This is a genomic window from Salipiger sp. 1_MG-2023 (assembly GCF_030547555.1).
In the GTDB taxonomy this organism is placed as follows: domain Bacteria; phylum Pseudomonadota; class Alphaproteobacteria; order Rhodobacterales; family Rhodobacteraceae; genus Salipiger.
On record NZ_JAUOQN010000005.1, the window covers coordinates 1 to 26,962 of the forward strand.

Consider the following 26,962-nt stretch of genomic DNA (forward strand, 5'->3'; position numbering starts at 1 on the left):
CGTCACACCCGGCCGCGCGCTGCGCTACGCCGGGGGCTCCGCGCGCGGCCTCCTACACCAAGCGTTGGGACACTACCTAGATCTGGGCCGAAACTGGCGCGATATTCACTGCCTTCCGGGCGGTCAACGCCATCGCATCCCTGATACTGAGGATGGACATATCGCGGTGCCCGATCTTGCTCACAAGCAGGAGGCCGTTGTCTGTTTCGAAGCGACGGGTGGGCAGGACAGGCGGTTCTGCTCCTTTCTGGAAAGCGCAGGCATCGAGGCTCGCCAAGTGCCGCCGGCCCAGGACCAGGCCTTCGCGCGCAGCCTTGGAACCCGTGCCAAGGCCGACAGGATCGATGCCGAACTCTTTGCTCGTTTCATGATTTTTAGATTCGGCGCCGGACGGGCTTTCCCGCTGAACATCATCGTCTTCTCAGAGCCTTAACCACCAAGCGGGCGCAGGTGGTCAAGATGCGAAAGCGGCTTCTGGCGCAGCTCCGGGCGCATCGGAAATCCGCAACTGCGGCGCTGACCGGTCTGGACCCGGTGGCGCAGGACAGTGGAGCGCTGCGCGGCAAGCGTGCCATTGCCGGCGGCAGACACGTGCTGCGGCATGTCCTGTTCCAGGCGGCGCTGCTCGCCTCGCATCATAACCCGACACTCAAAGCCTGCGCGGATCGGCTCCGCAACGCAGGCAAAAGCCGAACAAGCTCAGCGTCACAGCGGTCGCACCCAAGCTCGTCATCATAGCCAATGCTCTGCGTAAAAGCCGCCGTATCCGGGGAGGGCCCGACGGTTTCAGGCGCCTCCCCGTGGGGCTCAGCGCAAGGATTTCACCTTGTCCATGAATGCGCGCACCCGCTCCGGGTCGACGAGGTTGTCGAACTTGCCGTCAATCTTGAAGGTCGAGCCGACCACCGCCCCATCGGCCACCGAAAGCTGACGTTCGACATTGTCGACGCGGCAGCCGGTGTTGCACAGGATCATGGTGTCGGGCACCGCTTCCTTGACGCTGGTCAGAACCTGGGTATCGGTTTCGACCCCGGCGGTGAGGCCGGACACGCAGAGCGCATCGGGCCGGTTGTTGAACACGGTCGAGCGGGCAATGTCGATGATATTGCGCGATCCGATATAGGATGCCGCCTCGGGAACGATGTTAAACAGCATCTTCAGATCGGGCGCGAGCCGCATCTTGTGGCGGATGGTTTCGCCGACATTGGTGTTCCACAGGCCAAAATCGCTAGCGTAAACGCCGGTGATGATCTCGCGGATGAACACGGCGCCGGTTGCGGCGGCAAGGTCGATCGAGGCGATCGGATCCCACAGGACATTGACCCCAAAGGGCACGGTGATGTCGGGCATCAGCTCGCCGATGATCCGCGCCATGGCGGCGGTGGTTTCGGGCTTGACCGTCGTCAGGTAGGGCAGGCTGAATTCATTGGAAAACATGATCGCATCGACACCGCCCTGCTGCAGGTTCAGCAGATCCTGCCGGGCCATATCCACGACCTTTTGCATGCCGCCCGTCGCGTCATAGGCAGGATCCCCCGGCAGCGCCTGCAGGTGGCACATGGCGATGATCGGTTTCTTGGTTCCAAAGCTGTCTTCAAGCCAGGTCATGGGGTGGTCCTTGTGTTCGTTTGTGTTTGGGTCCGGGGGCGCTACTGCCCGACGCCGCACCGGTCTCTTGCTGTGGTCCGACCGGGAACGCCCGTGCATATGCCTGAAGACATTGAGGCTGGGCGGCACCGGAGAGGATCGGTCTTATCATCGGATGCGATTGTGGTTTGTTTGTTTTCGGTTTGTTTTGTGCTGTAATGAACATTGATCGAACATAATGATGTTCGTCAACCGGAAAGTTTTCCGCAGCCGGGCCCAGACATCACGAACCCGCCCCATCATCGCTTGCGCGCAGGCCGGTTGCGACGTCATGAGGTCTGGAAAATCAGGGTGACAGCGCCCTTGCCTGATCCGGCGCGGGTGTCAGTCGGCGTGCCGCATCACCCCAAAGAGTGCGCAGCGTGGTCACATATTCCGCTGGCCGCCATCATCGCGCCCTGCCGCGCGTTGGACGCTTCGCACCGGCTCATCGGCAGGCGAAGGCTCGCGGCGGCAGCGGTCTTGGGGTGTGTTCGAAAGTCTCGTGCAGCGCATCGCCAAGCGGACCTGGGGCGCTGTCGCATTCTTAATGGCCGGGGGCGGGCCGGACAAGGCGCGGCAATGGTCGCCTTGGCGCTTGCCTGTTGCTTGCCGCGCCCGCGACCTCTTTTGCGCCTGTCCGGATGTCACCGGGTCGAAATCAGCGCCCTGCGAGACCCGCCGCTATGCCAGTATCTCGACAGGGCGTTCCCAGAATATCAGCACGGCGCAGCCGCTTTCCGACCAGACCGCGTGGCTGCTGCCGGGCGGGTTGCACACCATGTCGCCGGCGCGATAGGTTCCGTGGTCATCGCTTTGCGCGCCGTCAAGCACGAGGATGGTTTCCAGACCCGGATGGCGGTGGCGCGGCACGGACGCGCCCGGCTCATAGCGTAGAATGGCCCAGGCCGGGCCGTTGGCCTTGTCGCCCCACAGCGGGCAGATGCGCACGCCGGGGCGAAACGGCACGTAATCCAGCGCCCGCCATCCCCCGGACAAAAGCCCTGCGGCCACGGCTGGCATCATGTCGGCAACCCCGCCAGCATATCGGCGCTGCTCGACACGGTGCCGAACACGCCGCCCTGCATCTGGATCATCGCGATGGCGGCCTCATGGTTGGCGCGATCGGTGGCGGCGCAGCAGTCTTCAAGCAGGACACATTCGAATCCGCGGTCATTGGCCTCGCGCATGGTGGTATGCACGCAGACATCGGTGGTGATGCCGGTCAGGATCAGGTTCTCGATCCCGCGCGTGCGCAGGATCAGCTCGAGATCGGTGGCGCAAAAGCTGCCTTTGCCGGGCTTGTCGATGATGATTTCGCCGGGCAGCGGGGCAAGATCGTCGATGATCTGCCATCCCGGTTCGCCGCGCACAAGGATGCGCCCGCAGGGGCCCACATCGCCGATGCCCGCGCCGATCTGGCGCGAGCGCCACTGCTTGTTGCGGGGCAGGTCGGCCAGATCGGGGCGGTGGCCTTCGCGGGTGTGGATGATGGGATAGCCGCCCGCGCGCATCGCGCCGAGCACGGTTTGGATCGGAGCGATCGGCGCCCGTGTCAGCGACAGATCATAGCCCATCGCGTCGACATAGCCGCCCGGGCCGCAGAAATCGATCTGCATGTCGATCACGATCAGCGCGGTGTTTTCCGGGCGCAGATCGCCATTATAGGGCCAGGCATAGGGGCGGGCAGAGATTGTGGGCATCGGAACCTCGGACTGTTGGGTCTGCTCAAGGCTAGCACCGATCAGCGCCGCGTTCGGATGCTGAATTTTCGCAACGGCGGTGCAAAATATGCACCGCTATGCGATGTTCTGCAACGCCCGGATCAGGCTTTGCGCAAAGCGTGCCGGTGCGACGGGCAGGCTGCGCCCCTTGAGCTGCCCCAGCAAAAGCGCCCCCGGCGCGACATCGCGCAGCGACAGCGGCCGGCTTGTCAGCGTGTCGGGCAGGCGCAGCCCGATGGGGATCTGAAAGGCGATGGCGTCTTCGAATTCGACGTAATGGCGCATGAAATCGAAGGAATCCGATTCCACCGCCGCCGTCAGCCCGTGCGACGTGCCCGCCAGCGCCGTTTCCAGCATATGGCGCACCGCATAGGCGCGAGCGGGCAGCACATGTGGGTGATCGAGGCAATCGCGCAGGCGCAGGTCTGCGCGTTTCGCCAACGGGTTATCGGCGCGCATGATGGCATGGATGGGCTGGCTGACAGCGCTCAGCACGGTGAAATCCACCAGATGCACCGGTTCCAGCACCAGCGCGAGATCGCTTTCAAAGCTGCGTAAATCCTGTTCGGCGGCGTCGCGGTCGCGGATCTGAACGGAAAAGCTGACTCCGGGGTGCTTGGCGCGATAGGCGGCGATATGTTCGGGCAGAAAATAGGGCGCAAGCGCTTGCGAACAGGCGATGGAGACATGGCCGCGCCGCTCTCCGCTCAGATCGGCGACAAGCCCTTGCACCCGGCGCAGATCGCTTTGCTGGGCGCGGAAATGCTGCAAGACCAACTCGCCAGCGGGGTTGAGCCGCATGCCGCGCGGCAGCCGTTCGAAAATCTGCGCGCCAAAGTCTTCTTCAAAGCGCTGGATGCGCCGGTTCAGCGCCGAGGCGGTGATGTTCAGATCTTCTGACGCCTTGCGGATCGACCCGGCGCGCATCACGGCCTCAATGAAGTGAAAATCTTTGAGATGGCGCATGGGGTCTCCGACTGCTGCATGTAGTGCATCACTTCTGTGAATACTTGGCAATTGTGTTTACGCAGTTTCCAGCATCCCTTTGGCGCAGCCGACAGGAGATTGCCCCGGATGACACCCCAGATGACACCATTGACCCTTGATGCCCTTGCCGATGCTTATGCCCGTGGCACCGCGCCAGCCGACATCATCGCGCAGGTCTACGCCCGCATCCGCGAGGTGAACGACCCCGGGATTTTCATCACCCTGCGGGATGAGGCCGATGCGTTGGCCGAAGCAAAGGCTCTGGGCGCGCATGATCCCGACAAGCCGCTGTGGGGCGTGCCCTTCGCGGTCAAGGACAACATCGACGTGGCTGGCCTGCCCACCACCGCCGCTTGTCCGGCGTGGGAATACCAGCCCGAACAGGATGCTTTCGCGGTGGCGCGCCTGCGGGAGGCGGGCGCCATCGTGATCGGGAAAACCAACCTCGACCAGTTCGCCACCGGGCTGGTAGGGGTGCGCAGCCCTTATGGCGTGCCGAAAAACGCCCTTGATCCGCTGATCGTGCCGGGCGGGTCGTCCAGCGGGTCGGGGGTGGCGGTGGCGCAGGGCATGGTCAGCTTTGCGCTTGGGACAGACACCGCCGGGTCGGGCAGGGTGCCAGCGGCGCTGAACAATATCGTCGGGCTGAAGCCGACGCTTGGAAGCTGGTCGGCCTCGGGGTCGGTGCCGGCCTGCCGGTCGGTGGAAACGATTTCGGTGCTGGCGCTGACCGTGGCCGATGCCCATGCGGTGTTTCGGGTTGGCGCGGTGTATGATGCCGCCGATTGCTACGCCAAGCCGGTGCAGACCCGCGCCCTGACAGCCGCGCCTACGGCGCTGCGGGTGGGGGTGCCCGATGCCGCCTCGCTGCGCTGTTTTGGCGATAGCGTGCAAGAGGCATCCTTTGCCGCCTCGCTGGCCCTGCTCGAGGCCGCAGGCCACAGCATCGTGCCGATGGATTTCACGCCGTTTTATGACGTGGCCGACATGCTCTATAATGGCGCTTGGGTGGCAGAGCGCCACAGCGTCATCGACGAGCTGCTGGCGACAAACCCCGACGCCGTGCTGCCGGTGACCCGCCAGATCATATCCAAGGCAAACACGCTAAGCGCTACTGATGCGTTTCGCGGGTTTTACCGGCTCAAGGAACTGGCGCGGGCGGTCGAGGCGCCGTTGTCGGGGGTCGATCTGCTTTGCGTGCCCAGCATCCCGACGTTTTATTCGGTCGCGGATCTGCAGGCCGATCCGGTCACGCCCAATGCCAACCTTGGCACCTATACCAATTTCGTGAACCTGCTGGACATGTCGGCGCTGGCGGTGCCGGTGCCGCCGCGCAGCGACGGGCGTCCGGGCAGCGTGACCCTGCTCGGGCAGGCGGGCGACGACGCGCTGCTGGCCGAAATGGCCTTGGGGCTGGAAAGCGCCGGCAACCGCAGTCTGGGCGCAACCGGCTGGGCGCGCCCCTAGCGGCGGCGTTCGAGGATCCAGAAAAACACCACGGTGATGGCCAGCACCACCAGCAGCAGCAGGAAGGCAGCGGCGTTGCCTTCGTTGATGGCCAGCCCTTGAAAGGCGCGTTTATAGGCGAAAAACGACAGCAGTTCGGTGGAAATGCCGGGGCCGCCCTTGGTCATCACATAGACCAGATCATAGGTGCGAAATTCATTGATCAGCTGGATCACGATGGCGATGGCGGCAACCGGGCGCAGCATCGGCAGCGTGATGTACCAGAATTGCGCGATGGGGCCCGCGCCATCGACCTCGGCCGCCTCGTAGGGATCGCGGGGCAGCGAGGCGAGCCCCGCCGACAGCAACAGCACCACAAAGGAGGTCTGCTGCCAGATTTCCACGAACACCAGCGTCGAGAGCGCCAGATCGGGATCGCCCAGCCAGTCGATCGCCGGCAGCCCCAGGCCGACCAGCGTGGTGTTCACGATGCCAAGGTTGGGCTGCAACAGCATCTTCCAGATCAGCGCCACGGCCACCGGCGACATGGCCATCGGCAGCGTCAGAATGGCGAAATACAGCGCCCGCATGTGCACCACCTTGGTCAGCAGCAGCGCGATGGCCAGCCCGACGACGAATTCGCCGATCACCGAGGCCGCCGAAAACCGCAGCGTCACCCCAAGCGAGGACCAGAACATCGGGTCGCTCAGGATCTCGATATAGTTCTCCAGCCCCTGAAATGGGCTGAGGCTGGGGCGGATCAGCGTCATGTTCGACAGCGAGATCACCAGCGCATAGCCCAGCGGCAGGCCCATGGTGATGACCAGCAGGCCAAGGCCCGGCGCGGCAAACACCCGGCCAAGGCGGCGGCGGGCGCGGGTGATGCTGAAATCGGACATGGGTGCCTCGTCGGTCAAAGGGCGCCCCGCCGGGATGGGCGGGGCGCTGTCGGTTTACTGGTCCATCAGGTCCGCAAGGCCGCTGGCCGCTGCGGCGATGGCATCGGCCGGGCTGGCATCATCGCTGGCGGCAAGTGAAATCTGGGTGCCAAGCACGTCTTCGTATTGCGCGGAATAGGTGAAGATCGGGAAGGATTTCCCGGCCTCAACAACCGCTTGGCCATCGGCGTAATAGGGGTGCGCCTCCAGCACCTCGGGGGCGGAGAACACATCCGACTGCACCGGGGCGTGGCCTTCGATCGCGCGCTTGATCGCGACCTCCTTGCTTTGCACCCATTCGATGAACTGCCACGCGGCGTCCTTGTCGGCATCGCTTACGTTGGACGGAATGCCCCAGCCCCAGCCGCCGGATTCGCCCGCGCCGCCGGGCATGACCGACAGTGCCAGCTTGCCCGACACCTCGGGGCAGGTTTGTGCATTGTCGAGCTGCGGCAGCATCCACCAATAGGTGACCATCGAAAACGCCTCGCCCGAGCACATCAGCCGCATGGTGTCATCCAGCGTTGCCGACAGCGCGCCGGTTTGTGCCGCGTTCTGGATCGCGTCGGTATAAAGCGTCAGCGCCGTAACGGCCGCATCACTGTCGAGCGCAACCGCGCCTGCGTCATCCAGATAGCTGCCCCCGGCCGCATAAAGGTAGTTGGAAAACTCCATGGCGTTGGGATCGCCCTTCTGGCCCTGCATCGCCGCGCCGACCACCTCGCCATCGGCGGACACCGCCTTGGCCAGCTCGACATAGCCTTCCAGCGTGTCGGGCAGGGTGCCGCCGCGGGCTTCCAGCAGGTCGGTGCGATAGATCAGCCCCATGGAATAGTTGTACATCGGGATGATCGGCAGGCTGTCTTCGCTTGCGCCCAGAAGATCCAGCATCGACGGGATGAACCCCGACATGTCGAAATCACTGGCCTCGACGAAGGGGGTCAGATCGCTCAGCCAACCGGCTTCGGGGAATTCACCGGCCCAGAGGAAATCGACCGACAGCAGGTTGTAATAGGATTCCCCGCCGACCAGCTGCGCCACCAGCTTGTCATGCATGTCGCCATAGCCGACCTTTTCGAATTCCACGGCGATGCCGGTCTGTTCGGTGAATTCGGGCAGCAGGGCTTCGATGATGCGGGTTTCGGGAACGTCTTCCATCAGCGCGCGCACAGTCATGTCCTGCGCGAAGGTGGGGCTGGCTGCGAGGCCACTTAGCAGCGCCAGGGCAGAGGCACGGGTCAGTTGATGTTTCATGGCAATGGTTTTCCTGTTGATGAGGTTGGAACTGGCCGGTTCATACGGCCTTATTGGTCTGCGCTTTGCCGCAGACGGGATTTTCTAGCCGACGCCGCCAAAGGACAGGCCCCGGACAAGGTATTTCTGGATAAAGCGCGACACGATCATCAGCGGCACGATGGCAAGCGCCACCCCGGCCGCGACCTTGCCGATTTCGACCCCGTTCGATGTTTGCAGCGCCGCCAGAGCGACCGGCACCGTTGCGGTCGATGGTCCGCTGAGGATCAGCGCGAACAGGAATTCGTTCCACGCAAGGATGAACCCCAGCACCAGCGCGGCGGCGATGCCGGGGCGCGCCACGGGCAGCACCACCAGCAGGAAGGCCTGCCAGTCGGTGGCACCATCGGTGATGGCGGCCTCTTCGAGATCGCTTGGGATGCCTTCGAAGAAGCCCATCAGGATCCACGTCAGGAACGGCAGGTTCACCACCGCATAGGCAATGACAAGCCCGCTTACCGAATTGGTCAAACCGACCTGCCGGTAGATCATGAACGTGGGCAGCGCCAGCGCCACGGGGGGCAGCATCTGCGTCGCCAGAACCGCAAAGCGCGCGGCGCGCCCGCCGGTGCGGAACCGCGCAAAGGCATAGCCCGTCAGCGCGGCAAAAGGCGTGGCGATCAGCACCGACCCGCAGGCCACGATCAGCGAATTGAGGTAGTTGCGCCCAAAGCCGTTGTCGGCAAACAGCCCCTGATAATTCGCGGTGCTGAAGGCGGGCCACAGCCGTGCATCATAGGACATTTCGGGCGGCACAAGGCTGGTGCGCACCAGCCAGAAGATCGGCAGCGCCACGCAGAGGCAGAAAAATATCAGCGCGACATGGCGCAGGGCCGCTCCGATCCTCATGTGCGCACCGTGTCGGGATCGGGGCGCGCAAAGGCTTGTTCGGTGCTGGCGTCGAACAGGTGAAGGGCGGCGGTATCAAGGTAAAGCGTGATCTGCTCGCCCACGGCGGGCAGCATCCGGCGATCGACGCGCGCGGCGATGTCATGGCCGTTGATGGCGGCAAACAGGATGTTTTCCGCGCCCAAGGCCTCGATGGCGCGCAGCTCTCCGGTGATCGGCACCCGCCCCGGACCGGGCAGGGCGTAAAGATCCTCGGCCCGAATGCCAAGTTTCAGCGCGCGGCCATTGGCTTGCGCATAGGCACTGGCCTGACCGGGGCTGAGCGCGAACTCTGCCAGCCTGCAGGCGACGCGCCCATCGGTCAGGCTGGCGGGCAGGATGTTCATCGGGGGCGACGACAGGAAGCGCGCCACGAAGATGTTGACCGGGTTGTCATAGACATCAAGCGGGCGGCCCACCTGCATCACCTGACCATCGCGCAGGATGCAGATGCGCTCGCCCATGGTCATCGCCTCGACCTGATCATGGGTGACAAACACCGTGGTCTTGCCCAGCTCGCGGTGCAGCCGCACCAGTTCCAGCCGCATCTGCGCGCGCAGCGTGGCATCGAGGTTCGACAGCGGCTCGTCCATCAGGAACACATCCGGATCGCGCACGATGGCCCGCCCAAGCGCGACGCGCTGGCGTTGGCCCCCGGACAGATCCGCCGGGCGGCGGTCAAGGTATTTGTCCAGCCCCAGCTTTGCCGAGGCTTGCGCGACCCGCTTGTCGCGTTCGCCCCGATCAACCCCGCGCATCTTCATGCCAAAGGCGATATTGTCGCGCACCGACATATGCGGATACAAAGCGTAGCTCTGAAACACCACGGCGACGTTGCGATCGCGCGGGCGGGTGTGGGTCATGTCCTTGCCGCCGATCGACAGCACCCCCGAGGTGATGTCTTCGAGCCCGGCGATCATCCGCAGCGTGGTGGATTTGCCGCAGCCCGACGGGCCGAGAAAGCACATGAATTCGCCGTCGCGTATTTCGAGATCCACGTCTTTCACGCCATAAATGCCGCTGCCGTAATCGCGGGACACACCTTGCAGGGTGATGCTGGCCATGACGCTGTTTCCTTGCTGCCGATGCTAAAGGGGGGTGCGATCCGTCCGGATCAGGTCATGTAGACGCCACCGGTGACGTTGATCGCCTGCCCGGTCATGAAACGCGCGGCTTGCGAGCACAGGAAGATCGACACATTGGCCACGTCTTCGGGGGTTTCCAGTCGGCCAAGCGGGGTCTGGTCGATGTAATCCTGCACGACCTGCGGGCCGGTCATGCCGCGCAGGCTTGCCTCCCATGCGACCTCGCGGTCCTGCATGCCGGTCTTGACGAAGCCGGGGCACACCGCGTTGACGCGGATACCCATGGGGGCCAGTTCGCGGGCCAGCGCCTGCGTCCAGCCGACCACGGCGAATTTCGATGCGCTGTAGTGGGCCAGCAACGGCGCGCCGACTTTGGCGGCCAGCGACGCGGTGTTGACGATAACGCCGCTGCCGGTGGCGCTGAAATGGCGCGCCGCGGCCTGATTTGTCAGGAAGACGCCGCGGGCGTTGACGTTCATGTTGAAATCCCAATCGTCGTCGGTCAGATCGACGGCGGCGCGCATCGACGACACGCCGGCATTGGCGATGCAGATGTCGATGCCGCCCAGACGGTCCAGCGCCGTGGCAAATGCCGCCTCGACCGACGCGCGCTCGCGCACATCCACCGCCAGTCCGATGTGCCCGTCGCCGAGCGCCTCGGCGGCTTTCACGGCGGCGGCTTCGTCAAGATCGGCAATGGCCACCGCGACGCCCTGCGCTGCCAGCCCGCGTGCGATGGCGTTGCCGATACCCGTGGCGCCCCCGGTCAGAAACGCACGTTTCTTGTTTAGATCCGGGTGCACCTGTTCGGAAAGCTGGTTTTGCGGCATAAGTTGGGGACTCCTTTTAGGAAAAGGAAACAAAACCGAACGCAAAAGGCAAGTAATTTGTTTACTAATGTTGGTTTGCTCGGTAAAATCGAACATGAAGAAGGGATGGCGCTGACGATGGATACAAAATTGCGAACGCCGGCGCGGACGCGCATGAATGCGATCCTCAAACGCCTGTATGAGGGCGGTTCGGTCGCCGTCGCTGATCTTGCGCGCGACTTTGATGTGTCCGACATGACCGTGCGGCGCGACCTTGCCGAACTGGAACGCGAAGGCCTGCTGGAACGGGTGCATGGCGGTGCGCGGCGGCGCGCGTCCGGCCCGCTCAAGGTGATCGACGATATCGAACCGAATTTCGATCTGAGGGTCTCGCACAACGCTTCGGCCAAACGGCTGATTGCGGCCGAAGCTGCTGATCTTCTGGCGGGATTTCGCTCTGTTGCCATTGATGTCGGCAGCACCTGCCTGTTTGCCGCCGAAGCGCTGGCCCGCCGCCCCGGGCAGCGCCACGTGTTCACCAACAGCCTGCGGGTCGCGACATCTCTGGGGGCCTTGGGAACCGAAGTCTACCTGCCCGAAGGGCGCACCCGCCCCAATGAGCTGTCGATCACCGGACCCAGCGCCATCGAGAGTTTTTCCAAGCTGCATTTCGAAGTCGCGGTGATCGGCGTTTCGGGCCTGTCGGATGAGGGGTTCTATGATTACTCCATCGAAGACAGCGAGCTGAAGAAGATCTACCTGCAACGTTCGGCCCAGCGGGTGTTTTTGTGCGATTCAACAAAATTCCGGCGGCTGTCGACCATTCGCGTCGCGGCCTTGTCCGAAGCATCGGTGTTGATCACTGATGCGCCGCCCCCGTCTGACCTTGCGTCGGCGCTGGCCGGGGCGGGTGTCGAAATCCGGGTGGCCGAAGAACCCTGACCGCCTTGCCCCCCAACAGGAGTAACTGAATGCCCGTCGATGTTTTCCGCGTCGCCACCGTGGGGCTGCGCCCATGACGCTTGTTCTGGGCCTTGATATTGGCACCACCTCGACCATCGGCCTGCTGCTGGAATTGCCCGACCGCATCCTTGCGGTGGCCTCGCGCCCGGTGACCTTGCGCTCGCCTCATCCGGGCTGGGCCGAAGAAGACCCCGCCGACTGGTGGCGCAACGTCTGCGAGATCGTGCCGGAGCTGCTGGCCGAAACCGGGCGCGATGCTGGTGAGATCGCCGCCATCGGCACTTCGGGGATGCTGCCTGCCGTGGTGCTGCTGGATGAAGACGGCGCCGTATTGCGCCCGTCGATCCAGCAAAGCGACGGGCGCTGCGGCGCCGAGGTCACCGAACTGCGCAATGAGATTGACGAGGACGCGTTTCTCGCCCGCGCCGGCAATGGCGTGAACCAGCAGCTTGTCGGGGCCAAGCTGCGCTGGCTGGCCCGGCACGAACCTGACATTCACGCGCGCATCGCCACGGTGTTTGGATCCTACGATTACATCAACTGGCGCCTGACCGGGGTGAAAACCGTCGAACAGAACTGGGCGCTGGAGGCGGGCGTGACCGAGATCGCCACCGCAGCCCTGTCGCCTGAGCTGGCCAAGATGACCGGCGTGCCGTGGGAGGCGCTCCCGCCCCGGATCGAAAGCACTGCGGTGCAGGGCCATGTAAGCGCCGCCGCCGCCGCCGTCACCGGGCTTGCCGTCGGAACCCCGGTGACGGGGGGCGCGGCGGACATGATCGCCTCGGCGCTCGGAGCCGGGGTGACGCAGGCGGGGGATGTGTTGCTGAAATTCGGCGGGGCGGTCGATGTGATGACCGCGACCGATCAGCCGGTTCCCGATGCGCGGCTGTATCTGGATTACCATCTTATTCCGGGGCTGTTCATGCCCAACGGCTGCATGTCGACCGGCGGGTCGGTGCTGAACTGGTTCGTGCGCACCTTTTGCGAGGGGCGCGATTTCGGCGGTTCCCCCCATGCAGGGCTGGACCGCCTTGCCGATGCGGTGCCTGCGGGGGCCGACGATCTGAGCGTGCTGCCGTTTTTTCTGGGCGAAAAGACTCCGATCCACGATCCTGCGGCGCGCGGCGTGATCGAAGGCCTGACCCTGTCGCATAGCTTGGGCCATCTGTGGCGGGCGGTGCTGGAAAGCTATGGCTATGCGCTGCGCCATCACGTCGATGTGCTGCGCGACATGGGGCACGAGCCGCAACGCTTTCTGGTGTCGGATGGCGGCGCGGCCAGTGGGGTCTGGATGCAGATCGTCGCCGATATCATCGGTGCGCCGGTGCAGCGGCTTGGCAGCCATCCGGGATCGTGCCTTGGCGCGGCATGGACCGCTGCCGTGGGCTGCGATCTGGCCGAGTGGCACGGGATTTCTGCCTTTGTGTCCAACGCCGAGCTGATACAGCCACGGGCTGAAAACCGCGCCGTCTATGATGCGGGCTATGCGCGCTATCACGAGCTATATGCGCGGCTGAAAGGCATGCGGGCATGAGGCTGCGCGGTGTGGCATGGGACATCGACGGCACGCTTGTGGACAGCGAGCCGTTGCACCTCCGGGTGCTGATCGACGTTTGCCTGTCGCACGGGCTGGATCTGCGCGACGATCCGGTCGACCGGTTCCTCGGGGTGCATATGCAGGATGTCTGGGCCGCCCTTGCCCCGGATCTGCCCAAGGGGCTGTCGGGCGCGGCATGGATGGAGGCGATCCAGAACAGCTATGTCGCGCGCGCGCAGGAGCTTTGCCAGATTCCCGATGCGGTCGCGGTGATCCGCGCGCTGGCACAGGCCGGGGTGCCGCAGGTTGCGGTGTCGAATTCCGGGCGGCAGGTGGTGGATGCCAATCTGGCGGCGCTTGGCGTGGCCGAGCTGTTGACGACGTCGATCTCGCTGGACGATGTGCGCAACGGCAAGCCCGACCCCGAGCCCTATGTGCGCGGCGCGCGCGCCCTCGGCCTGCCGCCAGCGCAGGTTCTGGCGGTAGAGGACAGCGCCACCGGGGTGCTGTCAGCGCTTGCTGCCGGGCTCGCTGTTGCCGCTCTGGGCCTGCCACAACCCGGTGCGCAGGAGATCTCCGGGCTGCGCGACATTCCCCCGATGCTGGGCGTGGGCTGGGCTTAGGCGGCGGGCGCGGGTCTGCCTGCTATCCCCGGCGCAATGCCAAGTGCGGCATGCAGCGCCCCGCCGATGCGGCAGATCAGATCGTCGCCCAGCGAGGGGCCGATCAGCATGGTGCCCAGCGGAATGCCATCTTTGCGAAACCCTGCGGGGATCGACACGGCGGGCAGATCGAGCAGGTTCACAAAGTTGGTATAGGTGCCCATTCTGGCATTCAGCGCGATATTGTCCGCGAGCAACGCCTCGATCGTATAGGTCGACGGCGAGGTTGGCGTGACCAGCAGATCGACATCCTTGAACAGCGCGCGGATCTGCTGCTTGTAGCCGGCAATGACATATTGCGCCTTGAACACGTCGCGGGCGGTATAGTTGCGCCCCCATGACAGGATTTCGCGGGTGGCGGGGCATAGCGCGTCTTCGTCGCCATCGAACTTATCGCCAAAATTGGCATAGCGCTGCGCGATGAACGGGCCATCATACAGCATCCGGGCCGCTGTCAGATAGGGCGTCATGTCGATCGGCACCGCCGTGCCGCCAAGCGCGCGCAGCCGCGCGACGTTTTCGCGAAAGAGCCGTTCGGAGTCGCCGTCGCCATCGGTGTCCAGCGTCGCCTCATCGGGAATGGCAAAACGGAACGTGTCGGGGGCGGGGTTGGTGGTGATGCGAAACCCATCCGCTTGCGGTTTGGAAAACGGATCGCTCGGCTCATAGGCGAACCACAGGTTTGTCAGCAGCACGCTGTCGGCCATGGTCAGGGTCAGGAAATTCTCGGTGCCCACCATCCCCGCCAATGAGGCCCGCGCCCGCGGGATCAGCCCCGGCGTCGGCTTGTAGCCCACGATATTGTTCAGCGCGGCGGGCACCCGGCCCGATCCGGCGGCATCATTGGCCACCGCAAAGCTGACCAGCCCCGCGCCGACGCTGACACCCCCGCCCGAGGTCGACCCGCCGCTGATGTAGCGGCTGTCAAAGCAACATTGCGGAATGCCGTAATCGCTGCGCACGCCGACCACGCCCATGCCCAGCTGGTCCTGATTCTGCTTGCCGATGGGGATGGCGCCCGCGTCCAGCAGGGTCTGCACCAAGGGGCTGGTGGTGTCGGCCATCCGCGCCCAGGCGCGCACGGCGGCGGTTGTGGGCAGGCCCGCCAGATCGATATTGTCCTTGATGCCGAAGGGGATGCCATACAGTGGCAGATCGACGGCGCAAGGGTCGGCCATCAGCGCACGGGCGCGCGCCTTTGATGTCTCGCGCGCGATCAGGTGAATCCAGACGTGATCCTCGCCGCGCGCGGCAATGCGGTCATAAATCGCGTCGATCAGGGTTTCCGGTGTCAGGCGGCCATCGGCATAACAGGCCTTGAGCGTGGCGATATCCAGCGCGCCGGTGGCGCGGTCCCAAGGGGAATTGGTCATGGGGGGTCCTTTATGTTCGGGTCGCGAGAAAGCGGCGCCACGAGCCAAGCTCGGTGATGTCCTGCGCATCCGCCGTGGCGGCGATGGCTTCGCAGACAAAGCCTTTGACCCGGCGCGCGTCAGACAGCGTCACGGTGCCGATGCCAAGGGGCGCGTCGATCATACTCATCAGCCTGCCCAGCCCGGCGGGCGAGATCGCCCACAATTCGACCGCGATCGGCGCGCCGCTGCCCGGCATGCCCCGGATCAGGCCGGGGCGGATCGGGTCCTTGGCGGTCAGCGCGTAAAACCGATAGCTGTCATCGGTTTGCGCGTCGCTGTCATAGCGCGCGCCGCAGCTCTGCATCTGGGATTCAAGCGCCATGCCGCGCATATGCGCGCCGCAGACGGCCAACAGCAGGGTGTCGGGGAAAGAAGGGGTCATTGCTGGGGCCTTTTGTCAGATGGGGATCACGCGCTTTTCGCGCAGATAAGCCTCGGCGGCCTGCATCACGGTCAGGATATGGCGGCGCATCAGCTGGCTCGCCTGATCCGCATCGCCAGCGCGGATCGCGGCAATGATCAGCCCATGTTCGACCTGCGAATTGCCGATCCGCTCCTTGAGATCGAACTGCGCGGCGCGAAAGGCGGCCACCGCGCGGCGGATCGACAGGGTGGCGTCGCGCAAGCTGTCGTTGCGGGCCCCCTCATAGATGGCCTCGTGCAGGATCGTGTTGTGGGCGCGATATCCCGCCCGGTCGCGGCGTTCGACCAGCACCATGCCGCCATCGTGGATCTTGTCGAGCCGCGCCTTGTCATCCGCCGTCATGCGACGGGCGGCATAGCCTGCGCACAGACCTTCGAGTTCGGCCATGAATTCGAATTTTTCCATCATCTGCGCGGTCGAGACCTCGGCCACATAGGCGCCGCGATGCGGGCGGGTTTCGACCAGACCGATCACCGCCAGCTCGCGCAGCGCCTCGCGCACGGGGGTGCGCGACAGGCCGAAAAGATCGCCGATGGCGGCTTCGTCCAGTTTCTTCCCCGGTGGCAGCTTGCCCGAAACGATCTGCGCGCTCAGCTCGCGCACCAGCGCGGCGGTGCGGGTTTCGCCGGGGGCAAGGCGCAGCGGTGGGGGGGTGTCGCTCATACAGCCTCCGGGGTTGGGATGACGCTGACATGGGCCGCGACGATGCGCCAGTTGCCATCGATGCGCGCCCATGTCTGCGATTGCCGCCCGATGCGATCGCCGCCGCCCCGGTGGAACAGGGTCATCGCCGTGGCGAAATCGCTGCCATAAGAGGTAATGACCGTGCGATCCAGCCTGCGGTCATGCCCGGTTGCGGGACGCGAGGCGCGAAATTCCGCGATCTCGGCGTGGCCATAGAGGTTCTCGGCGATGCCATAGCGAATGGTGCGCGCATCGATCAGGAACAGCTCGTCCAGCACCTCGACGTCATTGCCGATCAGCGCCGCCTCATAGCGGTTGAAGGCGGCGGTGATTTCGGCCAGCGGGCCGGGCAGGTTGATGTCGTCGCGGGTCATGCGGTGGTCTCTTTGATCTGGGCAGTGGGGGCGGCGCAGGTGCCAGAGGCTTCCAGCGCGCGGGCGATACGCAGGGCGATGTCTTCGCGCCAAGGCGGCGCGATGATCTGCACGCCGATGGGCAGCGCCCCGTCGGCGTTCTGCACCGGGACCGACACCACCGGCAGGCCGATAAAGCTGATGGGCTGCACATAGGGGCCGATATGGGCGCGGTAATTCTCGGGCCGCCCGTTCACCATGATCATGTCGTCGTCGATGGGCGGCGCGGCAAAAGGCGTGGTGGGCACAAGGATCGCATCGACGCTTTCGAACACGCGGGCCATATCTTCGGCAAACTGGCGGCGCAGGCGCTGCGCGCGCACATAGGCCACGCCGGGGATCAGCGCGCCCGCGATCAGACGGTCGCGGATCGGGGCGCCAAAATCCTCGGGGCGGGTTTGCAGCGATTCCACATGGGTCGCCGCGCCTTCGACTGCAGTGATGATCATCGCGGCGGCGCGGGCCTCGGCCACGCCCGGCAGGGTGATCTCGGCGGTGATGCTAAGCGCGGCGCAGCAACGATCCAGCGCGTCCTTGGCGGGGCCGGGGGCGGGGGCGAAATGCCCGGCGCCGCGGGCAAGGCGCAGCCCGCCGATGCCGGTTTCAAGCGTGCTCAGCGCCGGGCAGGGCGGGTGGTCTTGGCTTGCCGGATCGCCTGCATCGACGCCCTGCATCGCCTCCAGCGCGATGGCGAGATCCTGCACAGAGCGCGCTATCGGGCCGATGTGATCGAAGCTGTCGACAAAGGGAAAGGTGCCGGTGCGCGGCACCCGCCCATAGGTCGCCTTGAGCCCGAACAGCCCGCACCAGCTGGATGGCACCCGGATCGACCCGTTGGTATCGGACCCCACGGCCAGCGGCACCATGCCAGCGGCGACCGCCGCGCCCGACCCGCCCGATGAGCCGCCGGGGCGCCGCGACGGGTCGCGCGGATTGCGGGTGGACCCGACATGCGCGTTTTCTCCGGTGAAATCATAAGCATATTCGCCCATGTTCAGCGCGCCGATGAGGATGCCGCCCGCCGCTTCCAGCCGGGCGACAACCGGGGCATCAGCACTTGCGGGGGCATTGTCGAGGTTGATCTTCGATCCTGCGCGCGTGATCACGCCAGCCACATCCACCAGATCCTTGACCGCAAAGGGCACGCCGGTGAGCAGGCCGGGATCCTGCCCCGCGGCAAGCTGCGCGTCGATGGCATCGGCGCGGGCAAGGGCGCGGGCTTCGGTCACGGTGGTGAATGCGATCAGGCCGGGGTCGGTGTCGCGCAGGCGGGCGAGTGCCGCCTGCACCGATTGGCGCGCGGTCATGGTGCCACTGCGGACCTGTGCGGCGATCTCATGGGCGGAAAGGTCGATCCAGGCGGTCGTCATGCGGTGTCCTTTCCGCTCTGGTTCCAGACCGGTACACGCCACACCGGGGCGTTTTCGCAAGCCGGGCGCAGCGGCGCGTTCATCACCACGCTGACCGCCGCCGCGTTCTGATCCAGAATCGCGGCGATGGCAGGCAGACGGTCTGCGGCGGGGTGAAAGCCAAGCGCAGCCAGTGCGCGGCGGGCGTCGTCAATGGTATGGGCCACGGGTTACGCTCCTTCCAGCATGTCGATCAACGGCGGGCGCAGGGCCGACCACGGGCGCGCGGTCTCGAAGGCGGCGGCGGCGCGAAGCACCAGCGGGTCGTCCAGATGCCGCCCGACGATCTGCAAGCCCACCGGCAGGCCATCGCTGGTCAGCCCCGCCGGAACCGAGGCCGCCGGCTGGCCGGTCATGTTGAACGGAAAGCAGAAGCCCAGCCAGGCTGATGGGTCGACGATGCGCCCTTCGGTCTTTTCCGGCCCCTGCATGTGCAGCGCAAAGGGCGGCACCGTCAGCGTCGGCGAGATCAGCAGATCGTACTGCCCAAAGAACCGCGCCGCGATGTTGCACAGCTTTTTGCGGGCCATGTTTGCATTGGTCAGCGCCTCGTCATCATGCCGGGTCTGCAACATCTGCACCAGATGCGGCGACATGTTGGCACCGTGTTCGGGCAACCACGCGCGCATCCCGGCAAGGTCGCTGTCGGCCAGCACGAGGCCCCAGAAATCATTGCCCGGATCGCTCCAGCCGGGATCGGTCGAGACCACCTCGCAGCCCAGATCACGCTCGAACACGGCTGCGGCCTCGCGCACCACGCGGCGCACCTCGGGGTCCACCGCGAGATAGCCGAAATCTTCGCTGAAGGCGATGCGCAGCTTTGGCAGATCGCCCGCCTTGGCTGCCTCCAGCCAGTTCACATCCGCCGGGATGCTGTGGCGGTCGCGCATGTCGGGGCCGGTGATCACCGACAGCATCAGGGCCGCGTCGGATACCGTGCGCGCCATCGGGCCGATATGTTCAAGGCTCTCCCAACTGGATACGCCGGGGAAGCGTTCATCGCGGCAGCCGGGCCACAAAGGCACGCGGCCCATCGACGCCTTGACCCCGACCAGCCCGCAATGGGCCGAGGGGATGCGCACCGATCCGCCGCCATCCGAGCCGATGGCAAACGGCGTGACCCCCGCCGCGACCGATGCCCCCGACCCGGCCGAAGACCCGCCCGGCGTCAATTCGGTGTTCCACGGGTTGCGCGTGGTCTCGAACACCGGGTTGTGGCCGACGCCGCTGTAGCCCAATTCCGGCACGTTGGTCTTGCCGATGATCACCGCGCCTGCGGCCTTCAGCCGTTCGACCACGATATCGTCGTCTTCGGGCAGGAAGTCGCGGTAGATGGTCGAGCCCATGGCGGTGACAAGATCCTTGGTCGCGACCAGATCCTTGATCCCCACCGGAACCCCCGCCAGCGGACCCAGCGGTTCACCCGCCGCGCGCGCCGCATCGATGCTGGCTGCGGTCTTGCGCGCGAGCTCTGGCGCGGGGTTGCAGAAGGCGTGCAGATGCGGCTCGGTCAGCTCCATCCGGGCAATGGCGGCCTCGCTCACCTCGGCAGCGGAATACGTGCCGCTCGCGACCGCCTCGGCGATCTCGGCGGCGGACAGGGTGGCGTAATCTTGATGGGTCAGGCTCATGCGAGCACCTCTTGTCTTGTATCCAATCGGAAATGGCAGGCGGCGGAATGGGCGCCGATATTGGTCAGGGGCGGGGCCTTCTGGGCGCAGATCTCCTGACCCATCGAGCAACGCCCGTAAAAGCGGCAGACGTTGGGGTCGGGGTCGATGGGGCTGCGCGGCTCACCGTCCAGCCGGATGCGGGCGGTGTCGCGCGCCCCCGGAATGGCCGAGAGCAGCGCGCGGGTATAGGGGTGCGCGGGGCGCGCGAATATCTGATCCACCGGGGCGCATTCGATGATCTTGCCCAGATACATCACCGCCACCCGGTCGCAGACCAGCTTGACCACGTTCAGATCATGGCTGACGAACAGATAGCTCATGCCAAGCGTTTCGCGCAATTCGCCCAGCAATTGCAGGATCACCACCTGCACCGACACATCCAGCGCCGAGGTCGGCTCGTCGAGGATCAGCACATCGGGGCGCAAGATGATGGCGCGGGCGATGCCGACACGGGCCTTTTGCCCGCCCGATAGCTGATGGGGATAGCGCATCAGCAGTTCGGGCGGCAGGCGGGTGATGCGCGCGGCCTCGTGCACGGCGTCGCTGACCTCGGTGCGGGTTTTGCGCCCGCCCAGTCGGCGCAGCGGGTCGGCGATACTGTCAAAGATGCGAAACTGCGGGTTGAGGCTATCGGTCGGGTCCTGGAACACCACCTGAATGCGCTTGCGCTGCGGGTGGGTGCCAAAGCGCCGCGCGGGGATGTCGCCGATGCTTTGCCCATCGATGCGGATTACCCCGGCGCTCGGGTCGATCAGCCGGGCGAGCACCCGTACCAGCGTTGATTTCCCGCAGCCGGATTCCCCCACCAGCCCAAGGCTTTCGCCCCGGTTCAGCGTCAGGCTGACGCCATCCACCGCGTGCAGCTGGCCCGACCCGGTGGGGTAGATCTTTTGCAGCGCGTCGAGTTCAAGAAGCGGATCGCTCATGCGGAAACCTTCCATGGCATGTGGCAGGACACCTCGTGGCTGGGGTGAAGTGGCACGCGCGGCAGCGCGGCGGCGCAGGCCGGGGCGCTGTGCGCGCAGCGATGCACAAAGCGACAGGGCGGCAGATCGCGGCGCAGGTCGGGCAGCGATCCGGGGATCGCCGCAAGGTCCGACAGGTTCGATGCGCCATGCGGCGTCGCCTTCATCAACAGCCCGGTATAGGGGTGCGCCGCCCGTTCAAAGATGTCGGCGGTGGTGCCCTGTTCCACCACATGGCCTGCGTGCATCACCGCGAAACGGTCGCAATATTCCGCCGCCAGCGTCAGATCATGGGTGATCAGGATGGTCGACATGCGCCGCTGCGAGGATTTCTCGCGGATCAGATCCATGATGACGGCCTGCGTGGTCACATCCAGGCCAGTGGTCGGCTCATCCGCGATCAGCAGTTCCGGCTCGCTGGCAAAGGCCAGCGCGATCATCACCCGCTGGCACATGCCGCCCGACAGCTCGAACGGATAGGCGTGATAGCGGCGTTCGGGATCGGGGATGCGCACCTCGGCCAAGGCGGCGATGGCGGCCTGTTTGGCAGCGCGCCGCGGCATGGCGCGGTGAACGCGCAGCACATCGGCGATCTGTTGCCCGATCGGGCGGATCGGGTTCAGCGCCGAGCGGGCGTTCTGAAAGATCATCGTCATGCGCTTGCCGCGCAGGGCGGCGACCTCGGCGTCGGTGGCGGTCAACAAATCGACCCCGCCCGAGATCATCCGATCCGCCCGCACCCGCGCCGAGCCGCCCAGCAGCCGCATCACCGCATAGGCCGACACCGATTTGCCCGAGCCGCTCTCTCCGACGAGGCCCATGGTCTCGCCGCGCGCCAGTTGGAACGAGACGTTTTCCAGCGCATGCACCGTGCCGTCACGGGTGGCGAAATCGACGCTGAGGTTCTGGATATCAAGCAACGGGGTCATGTGCGCCCTTTCGGATCGATGATGTCGCGCAGCCCGTCGCCCAGCAGGTTGAAACAGAACACCGCCAGCACCAGCGCCATGCCGGGAAAGAAAAAGATCCACCACTCGCCCGAGAAGATGTAATTCGCACCTTCGGACACCATGATCCCCCATTCCGGGGTGGGCGGGCGCACCCCCAGCCCGATGAACGACAGCCCCGCCGCGTTCAGGATCGCCCAGCCAAGGTTCAGCGACACCTGCACCATCATCGGCGGCAGGATGTTGGGCACCAGATGCACCGCCAGAATGCGCACCGAGCCATTGCCGCTGAGTCGCGCGGCCTCGACAAAACCGGCATCGCGGCGGGAATTCACCTCGGCGCGGGCAAAGCGGATGTAAAACGGCAGGTTGATGATGGCGGTGGCGTAGACGATGTTCCACACCGTGTTGCCAAGCGCCGCCACCACCCCCATCGCCAGAACGAACAGCGGAAAGGCCATGATCGTATCGACCATGCGGCCCACGATCCGGTCGGTCCAGCCGCCATAATAGCCCGCCGCCGCCCCCAGCCCGAGCCCAAGCAGGAACGAGATCGACACCGCCGCGATGGCAATGCCGAAATCGACGCGGGCGGCGACGATGGTGCGGCTCAGCACGTCGCGGCCCAGCTGGTCGGTGCCAAAGGGATGCGCCCAGCTGGGCGGTTGCAGCGTCGCCCCGGTGCTGGCGAGCGGATCGTAGGGCGCGATGGTTTCCCCCAGCACGGCGGCGATGACGAACAGCAAGAACAGCGCCATGGCAAAGGCGGTCAGCGGGTTGCTTTTCATCGCATGGGCAAAGCCGGACCAGAGGGTGGCCAGCCGCGAGGGCTCTGGAGGGGCAATCTGGTCAGTCATCGTAGCGCACCCTTGGATCAACGATCATGTTGAGGATATCCACGCCCAGATTGAGCAGGATGTAGAGAATGGCCATCATCACGACAAAGCCCTGAATGGCGGCATAGTCCGATGTCAGCACCGCCTCGACCGCGTAAGAGCCGATGCCGGGCCAGCCAAACACCTGTTCGATCAGCACATTCGCCCCGAGTAGGAAGGAAAAGATCATGCCAAGGATATTGACCACCGGCAGCAGCGCGTTGCGAAACCCGTAGGTCCACAGGATGGTGCGGCGGGGCAGGCCTTCGGCCTTGGCGGTGGTGATGAAATCGCTGCCCAGCACCCCGATCATCGAGGCGCGCGTCATCCGCGCCAGCGGGGCCAGCGCGAACAGCCCCAGCGAGATAGCGGGAAGGATAAGCTGCCCCAAAGCGGCGCGCGCGGTGGCGAAATCCCCCGCGATCAGCGCGTCGATGGTGAAAAAGCCGGTAATCGTGGGGGGCAGCGGGAAGTAGATCGCCAACCGCCCGATGGGCGACGGGGCCCAGCCAAGTTTATAGTAAAACACGAAAATTAGCACCAGCGCGGTAAAGAACGACGGGAAGGCCGCCGCCGCCGTCACCGTGCCCCGACACAGATGGTCGATCCACGACCCCGGATTGACCGCCGCCCACAGGCCCAGCGGCACCGCGACGACAATCGCAAACACCAGCGCGTAAAGCGTCAGCTCGAACGACGCGGGCAGGCGGCGGATCAGGTCGGTCAGCACCGGCTGGCCCGAATTGAACGAGCGGCCCAGATCGCCCTGCATCAGATCGCCCACATAGGCGACGAATTGCACCGGCAGCGGCTGGTCCAGCCCCAGTCGCGCCTTGGTTTCCGCGATCGATTCTGCCGTGGCCGAGGGGCCTGCGAAATAGGCCGCCGGGTCGCCGGGCAGCGAATGGCTGATCACGAAGGTGACGATGATCACCCCGATCAGGCTGGGCAGCGCGCTAAGGAACCGCTTGGCGATCAGCTTGATCATGCCAGCGCCTCGAACAACCGGGCCGAGGGCGCGACGGTGCCGAACAGCCCGTCGCCCATGGTGGTGAACGTCAGGATCGCCGCGTGGTTATGCGGGGCCGAGGCGGCGCAGCAATCGTCGAGCAACATGCATTCAAAGCCCCGGTCATTGGCGTCGCGCATGGTGGTGTGCACGCAGCAATCGGTGGTGACGCCGGTAAAGATCAGGTTGCGGATGCCGCGCGCGTGCAGGATCTGTTCCAGATCGGTGGCGTAAAACGCACCCTTGCCGGGCTTGTCGATGATCGGCTCGCCGGGCAAAGGCGTCAGCTCGGGCACGATTTCCCAGCCCGGCTCGCCCCGCGTCAGCATCCGCCCGCAGGGGCCGGTGGTGCCAATTTCCGCGCCCTCCCGCGCCGAGCGCCAGCGCTTGTTTTCATTCAGATCGGCCAGATCGGGGCGGTGGCCTTCGCGGGTGTGGATGACCGGAAAGCCCAGTTCGCGCATCCGCTCCAGCACCGCGCGGATCGGCGCGATCATGGCGCGCATCGGGGCCACGTCAGCGCCGTGCTGGCCAACCCAGCCATCGGGGTCGCAGAAATCGCGCTGCATGTCGATGATGATCAACGCGGTGTCCGCGGGCGCAAACCGCCCGTCAAAGGGCCACGGGTAGGGGGCTGAATTCACTTGCGGAAAATCGGTCATGCGGCGGCTCCGGTCAGGGCGGCGATGACCGCGCCCGATGTCGATATCGAGCCGTACAGCCCGTTGGACAGGCGCAGCATTTCGACCTGTGCGTCATGGTTGGCGTGGGTGGCGGCGCCGCAGCAATCCTCGAGCAGCAGGCATTCAAAGCCCCGGTCATTGGCGTCGCGCAGGGTGGATTGCACGCAGCAATCGGTGGTGACCCCGGCGATCATCAGGTTGCGGATGCCGCGGTTGCGCAGCACCGTGTCCAGATCGGTGCCCATGAAGGCGCCCTTGCCGGGCTTGTCGATGATGATCTCTCCGGGGGCGGGGGCCAGTTCGGGGATGATGTCCCAGTTCGGCTCGCCCCGGATCAGGTAGCGCCCCAATGGTCCCTGCCCGCCAATGCCATTGCCGTTCAGCTGTTGCGAGCGCCACAGCTTGTTGGCGGGCAAGTCGCTCAGATCGGGGCGGTGGCCTTCGCGGGTGTGGATGATCGTCACCCCGGCGGGGCGCAGCACGTCCAGCAGGGTTTGCAACGGCGCAATGGCGCGCCGGGTGTTGCGCAGATCGACCCCGCGCGAATGCACCCAGCCACCGACGCCGCAGAAATCGATCTGCATGTCGATGATGATCAGGGCGGTGTTTTCGGGGCGCAAGTCACCGTCGAAGGGCCAGGGATAAAGGCCCGAAACATGCGAGGTCATGGGGCTGCTCCTAACGGGAAAGGGCATGAAGGGGGCGACGCGGGCCGCCCCCAAGGGCAGGGTCAGTCCGCGCGCGAGATGGTGCGGAAATCAAGGAAGGTGTGGAACCAGTAGACATAGCCTTCGATGTCGTTCTGCATCGCGACATCCATGTAATCCTGCGCGATCGGGATCTTGGGCAGCTCGGTCATGACGGTGCCGATGATGCTTTTAATTTCGGCCTCATAGGCATCCGGGTCGGTTTCAAACCGGGCCTTCTGGATTTGTGCATCCAGCGCCTCATCCACATGCGAGGCGACGTTGAACACCGAATTGTTGGCGCCGTAATAGGTCCAGTAGAAATGGTATTCCGGCCAGTCGAGCCATGCGTGGAAGCTGGTCACCGCCATCGGCATGGATTTTTCCAGCATCTTGGAGAACCAGTTCGAGCCGGGCACCTTTTCGATCGACACATCGACGCCGATTTCCTTGAGGTTCTGCTGGATCATCAGGGCAATCGGTTCGCGCACCGTGGCGCGCGACAGATCCAGATAGATCGTGCTTTCAAACCCGTCGGCATAGCCCGCTTCGGCCAGCAGCGCCTTGGCCTTGTCCAGATCGGTGGAATAGGGGCTGGGCACGGGCCAGGCGGCGTCATACTCGGTGCTGTCGGCCCCATACATCGGCGTGGCGCGGCCATAAAAGGCGTTTTCCATGATCGCATCATAGGGAATGGCATAGGCCATCGCCTCGCGCACCAAGGGGTTGTCGAACGGCGGCATGGTGACGTTAATCTCAAGGTTCACGATGGCCGATTGCTTGGGCACGCCGATGACCTTGACCTTGTCGCCTGCGCCCAGCTCGGCGAAATCCTTGGGGGGCAGGCCGACGGATACATCCGCATCGCCGCTTTCCAGCAGGGCGCGACGGGTGCCGGCAGAGGCGATCTGGCGATAGACCACGGTTTTCATCGCGGGCAGATCGCCGTTCTTCCAGTCGTCAAAGCGCTGAAAGACAATCTCATTGCCCGGCGTCCAGCGCGCGACAGTGTAGGCCCCGCCGCCCGCGGTGTTGTTTGCCAGCCATTCGGTCGCCCAAGGGTCATCTTCGGTGGCATGTTCCAGCGCAAGGTCGGAGTTGAGCACGATGGGGATCGGCGTGGTCAGATCCGGCAGCGCCAGCTTGTTGCCATCGGGGACATGAATCTTGAACGTGTGGGTGTCGACGGCTTCGAACTGATCGGCCTCGGTCATCGACCCGGCGCCCATCTGGATCAGCGGAAAGCCCCCGGCGGCGACGGCGCGGGCAAAGGACCATTCGACATCCTTGGCCTCGACCGGCGAGCCATCGTGAAAGGTGGCGTCCTCGCGCAGATGGAAGGTCAGTTCCTTGCCATCCTCGCTGACCTCCCAGCTGGTGGCAAGTTCGGGAAGAACCACGGTCTTGTCATAGACTTGCGTGCCGTCTTCGAGCGTCTTCACGCCGTGTTTCACCAGCCGGTCATAGACCTGCAAGGCCACCATGCGGGTGTAGTCGTTTGACGTGGGGGTCTGGGTGTCAAGGGAGTTTGGCCCCTGTTCGCCCACGGCAATGATCACATCGTTGCGCGACTGCGCCATGGCGGGCAAGGCCGCCGAGGAGGCGATCATCGCGCTGATGCTCAGCGCCTTGATCGAGGCAGAAATGGTCATTTCAAGCTCCTGTTGGATCGGTCCGAGACTCTTTTTCTTGGGGCAGGGGGTGACCCCCTGCTGGTCTCGCAGTTCACCAAAGGCGGGGCGGGGGCCGGTGCGAAGCTTTGCTAGGCCAACGCCCGAGGCCGCCGCAATTTTTGCGTAAAGTATATTCGTGTATGCAATG

The 26,962-nt window shown here is 65.0% G+C and carries 30 protein-coding genes; 6 read left to right on the forward strand and 24 right to left on the reverse strand.

What is annotated here, in order from left to right; translation table 11 throughout:
- A partial coding sequence (locus Q4543_RS03905; RefSeq protein WP_303436449.1) for a transposase occupies positions 1–433 on the forward strand: 433 nt, incomplete at its 5' end.
- On the opposite strand, the gene Q4543_RS03910 is transcribed toward Q4543_RS03905, so the two are convergent.
- On the reverse strand, positions 430–603 hold the full coding sequence (locus Q4543_RS03910) for a hypothetical protein (protein ID WP_303436450.1): 174 nt from the start codon (positions 601–603) through the stop codon (positions 430–432). The two genes, Q4543_RS03905 and Q4543_RS03910, sit on opposite strands and share 4 nt — an antisense overlap.
- Between Q4543_RS03910 and Q4543_RS24595 the strand changes: the two genes are divergently transcribed.
- The gene (locus Q4543_RS24595; protein WP_368502150.1) at positions 535–738 is read left to right on the forward strand and encodes a transposase; all 204 of its coding nucleotides are present in this window, start codon (positions 535–537) and stop codon (positions 736–738) included. The genes Q4543_RS03910 and Q4543_RS24595 overlap by 69 nt on opposite strands.
- Before the next feature lie 69 nt (positions 739–807).
- On the opposite strand, the gene Q4543_RS03915 is transcribed toward Q4543_RS24595, so the two are convergent.
- From Q4543_RS03915 to Q4543_RS03930, 4 genes are all read right to left on the reverse strand, one after another.
- Complete coding sequence (locus Q4543_RS03915) at positions 808–1,608, reverse strand: BtpA/SgcQ family protein (protein ID WP_303436451.1); 801 nt, start codon at positions 1,606–1,608, stop codon at positions 808–810.
- 702 nt (positions 1,609–2,310) lie between these two features.
- Positions 2,311–2,652: a cupin domain-containing protein gene (locus Q4543_RS03920; protein WP_303436452.1), complete on the reverse strand. Its 342-nt coding sequence runs from the start codon at positions 2,650–2,652 to the stop codon at positions 2,311–2,313.
- Positions 2,649–3,329 (reverse strand): cysteine hydrolase family protein, encoded by a 681-nt coding sequence (locus tag Q4543_RS03925; protein WP_303436453.1) that lies wholly within the window; start codon positions 3,327–3,329, stop codon positions 2,649–2,651. The genes Q4543_RS03920 and Q4543_RS03925 overlap by 4 nt, the downstream gene beginning before the upstream one ends.
- A 96-nt stretch (positions 3,330–3,425) precedes the next feature.
- On the reverse strand, positions 3,426–4,316 hold the full coding sequence (locus Q4543_RS03930) for a LysR family transcriptional regulator (protein WP_303436454.1): 891 nt from the start codon (positions 4,314–4,316) through the stop codon (positions 3,426–3,428).
- A 120-nt stretch (positions 4,317–4,436) separates the two neighbouring features.
- Between Q4543_RS03930 and atzF the strand changes: the two genes are divergently transcribed.
- Positions 4,437–5,804, forward strand: a complete 1,368-nt coding sequence (gene atzF / locus Q4543_RS03935) for an allophanate hydrolase (protein WP_303436455.1) — start codon at positions 4,437–4,439, stop codon at positions 5,802–5,804.
- Here atzF and Q4543_RS03940 read toward each other — a convergent pair.
- From Q4543_RS03940 to Q4543_RS03960, 5 genes are all read right to left on the reverse strand, one after another.
- The gene (locus tag Q4543_RS03940) at positions 5,801–6,682 is read right to left on the reverse strand and encodes a carbohydrate ABC transporter permease (RefSeq protein WP_216003927.1); all 882 of its coding nucleotides are present in this window, start codon (positions 6,680–6,682) and stop codon (positions 5,801–5,803) included. The genes atzF and Q4543_RS03940 overlap by 4 nt on opposite strands.
- Before the next feature lie 54 nt (positions 6,683–6,736).
- On the reverse strand, positions 6,737–7,975 hold the full coding sequence (locus tag Q4543_RS03945) for an ABC transporter substrate-binding protein (protein ID WP_303436456.1): 1,239 nt from the start codon (positions 7,973–7,975) through the stop codon (positions 6,737–6,739).
- A gap of 84 nt (positions 7,976–8,059) precedes the next feature.
- Positions 8,060–8,863: a carbohydrate ABC transporter permease gene (locus tag Q4543_RS03950; RefSeq protein ID WP_303436457.1), complete on the reverse strand. Its 804-nt coding sequence runs from the start codon at positions 8,861–8,863 to the stop codon at positions 8,060–8,062.
- On the reverse strand, positions 8,860–9,966 hold the full coding sequence (locus Q4543_RS03955; RefSeq protein ID WP_303436458.1) for an ABC transporter ATP-binding protein: 1,107 nt from the start codon (positions 9,964–9,966) through the stop codon (positions 8,860–8,862). The genes Q4543_RS03950 and Q4543_RS03955 overlap by 4 nt, the downstream gene beginning before the upstream one ends.
- Before the next feature lie 50 nt (positions 9,967–10,016).
- Positions 10,017–10,817, reverse strand: coding sequence for an SDR family NAD(P)-dependent oxidoreductase (locus Q4543_RS03960; protein WP_303436459.1), 801 nt, complete (start codon positions 10,815–10,817; stop codon positions 10,017–10,019).
- A gap of 153 nt (positions 10,818–10,970) precedes the next feature.
- Between Q4543_RS03960 and Q4543_RS03965 the strand changes: the two genes are divergently transcribed.
- The 3 genes from Q4543_RS03965 (at position 10,971) to Q4543_RS03975 (ending at position 13,919) form a co-directional block, all read left to right on the forward strand.
- Positions 10,971–11,738, forward strand: a complete 768-nt coding sequence (locus tag Q4543_RS03965) for a DeoR/GlpR family DNA-binding transcription regulator (RefSeq protein ID WP_252737535.1) — start codon at positions 10,971–10,973, stop codon at positions 11,736–11,738.
- 73 nt (positions 11,739–11,811) lie between these two features.
- Positions 11,812–13,293 (forward strand): FGGY-family carbohydrate kinase, encoded by a 1,482-nt coding sequence (locus Q4543_RS03970; RefSeq protein ID WP_303436460.1) that lies wholly within the window; start codon positions 11,812–11,814, stop codon positions 13,291–13,293.
- Entirely contained in the window at positions 13,290–13,919 is a 630-nt protein-coding gene (locus Q4543_RS03975; RefSeq protein ID WP_303436461.1) for an HAD family phosphatase, read from the forward strand. The genes Q4543_RS03970 and Q4543_RS03975 overlap by 4 nt, the downstream gene beginning before the upstream one ends.
- On the opposite strand, the gene Q4543_RS03980 is transcribed toward Q4543_RS03975, so the two are convergent.
- The 14 genes from Q4543_RS03980 to Q4543_RS04045 all read right to left on the reverse strand — a co-directional run bounded on the left by Q4543_RS03980 (position 13,916) and on the right by Q4543_RS04045 (position 26,793).
- Positions 13,916–15,331 carry an amidase family protein gene (locus Q4543_RS03980; RefSeq protein ID WP_303436462.1) on the reverse strand — a complete coding sequence of 472 codons (1,416 nt, stop codon included), beginning with the start codon at positions 15,329–15,331 and terminating at the stop codon, positions 13,916–13,918. The two genes, Q4543_RS03975 and Q4543_RS03980, sit on opposite strands and share 4 nt — an antisense overlap.
- Positions 15,332–15,341: 10 nt before the next feature.
- The gene (locus Q4543_RS03985) at positions 15,342–15,755 is read right to left on the reverse strand and encodes a hypothetical protein (RefSeq protein WP_303436463.1); all 414 of its coding nucleotides are present in this window, start codon (positions 15,753–15,755) and stop codon (positions 15,342–15,344) included.
- Positions 15,756–15,770: 15 nt separating this feature from the next.
- The gene (locus tag Q4543_RS03990) at positions 15,771–16,460 is read right to left on the reverse strand and encodes a GntR family transcriptional regulator (protein WP_303436464.1); all 690 of its coding nucleotides are present in this window, start codon (positions 16,458–16,460) and stop codon (positions 15,771–15,773) included.
- On the reverse strand, positions 16,457–16,855 hold the full coding sequence (gene hpxZ, locus Q4543_RS03995) for an oxalurate catabolism protein HpxZ (protein ID WP_303436465.1): 399 nt from the start codon (positions 16,853–16,855) through the stop codon (positions 16,457–16,459). The genes Q4543_RS03990 and hpxZ overlap by 4 nt, the downstream gene beginning before the upstream one ends.
- Positions 16,852–18,264, reverse strand: coding sequence for an AtzE family amidohydrolase (locus Q4543_RS04000; RefSeq protein ID WP_303436466.1), 1,413 nt, complete (start codon positions 18,262–18,264; stop codon positions 16,852–16,854). Before Q4543_RS04000 ends, hpxZ begins: the two co-directional genes overlap by 4 nt.
- On the reverse strand, positions 18,261–18,470 hold the full coding sequence (locus Q4543_RS04005) for a hypothetical protein (protein ID WP_303436468.1): 210 nt from the start codon (positions 18,468–18,470) through the stop codon (positions 18,261–18,263). The genes Q4543_RS04000 and Q4543_RS04005 overlap by 4 nt, the downstream gene beginning before the upstream one ends.
- A gap of 3 nt (positions 18,471–18,473) precedes the next feature.
- Complete coding sequence (locus tag Q4543_RS04010; protein WP_303436470.1) at positions 18,474–19,934, reverse strand: amidase; 1,461 nt, start codon at positions 19,932–19,934, stop codon at positions 18,474–18,476.
- Complete coding sequence (locus Q4543_RS04015; protein ID WP_303436471.1) at positions 19,931–20,902, reverse strand: ABC transporter ATP-binding protein; 972 nt, start codon at positions 20,900–20,902, stop codon at positions 19,931–19,933. The genes Q4543_RS04010 and Q4543_RS04015 overlap by 4 nt, the downstream gene beginning before the upstream one ends.
- On the reverse strand, positions 20,899–21,870 hold the full coding sequence (locus tag Q4543_RS04020) for an ABC transporter ATP-binding protein (protein WP_303436472.1): 972 nt from the start codon (positions 21,868–21,870) through the stop codon (positions 20,899–20,901). The genes Q4543_RS04015 and Q4543_RS04020 overlap by 4 nt, the downstream gene beginning before the upstream one ends.
- The gene (locus tag Q4543_RS04025; protein WP_303436473.1) at positions 21,867–22,745 is read right to left on the reverse strand and encodes an ABC transporter permease; all 879 of its coding nucleotides are present in this window, start codon (positions 22,743–22,745) and stop codon (positions 21,867–21,869) included. The genes Q4543_RS04020 and Q4543_RS04025 overlap by 4 nt, the downstream gene beginning before the upstream one ends.
- Positions 22,738–23,751 carry an ABC transporter permease gene (locus Q4543_RS04030; RefSeq protein WP_303436474.1) on the reverse strand — a complete coding sequence of 338 codons (1,014 nt, stop codon included), beginning with the start codon at positions 23,749–23,751 and terminating at the stop codon, positions 22,738–22,740. The genes Q4543_RS04025 and Q4543_RS04030 overlap by 8 nt, the downstream gene beginning before the upstream one ends.
- Positions 23,748–24,434: a cysteine hydrolase family protein gene (locus Q4543_RS04035; protein WP_303436475.1), complete on the reverse strand. Its 687-nt coding sequence runs from the start codon at positions 24,432–24,434 to the stop codon at positions 23,748–23,750. The genes Q4543_RS04030 and Q4543_RS04035 overlap by 4 nt, the downstream gene beginning before the upstream one ends.
- On the reverse strand, positions 24,431–25,123 hold the full coding sequence (locus tag Q4543_RS04040; protein ID WP_303436476.1) for a cysteine hydrolase family protein: 693 nt from the start codon (positions 25,121–25,123) through the stop codon (positions 24,431–24,433). The genes Q4543_RS04035 and Q4543_RS04040 overlap by 4 nt, the downstream gene beginning before the upstream one ends.
- A 62-nt stretch (positions 25,124–25,185) precedes the next feature.
- The gene (locus Q4543_RS04045; RefSeq protein WP_303436477.1) at positions 25,186–26,793 is read right to left on the reverse strand and encodes an ABC transporter substrate-binding protein; all 1,608 of its coding nucleotides are present in this window, start codon (positions 26,791–26,793) and stop codon (positions 25,186–25,188) included.
- Positions 26,794–26,962: the final 169 nt, after the last annotated feature.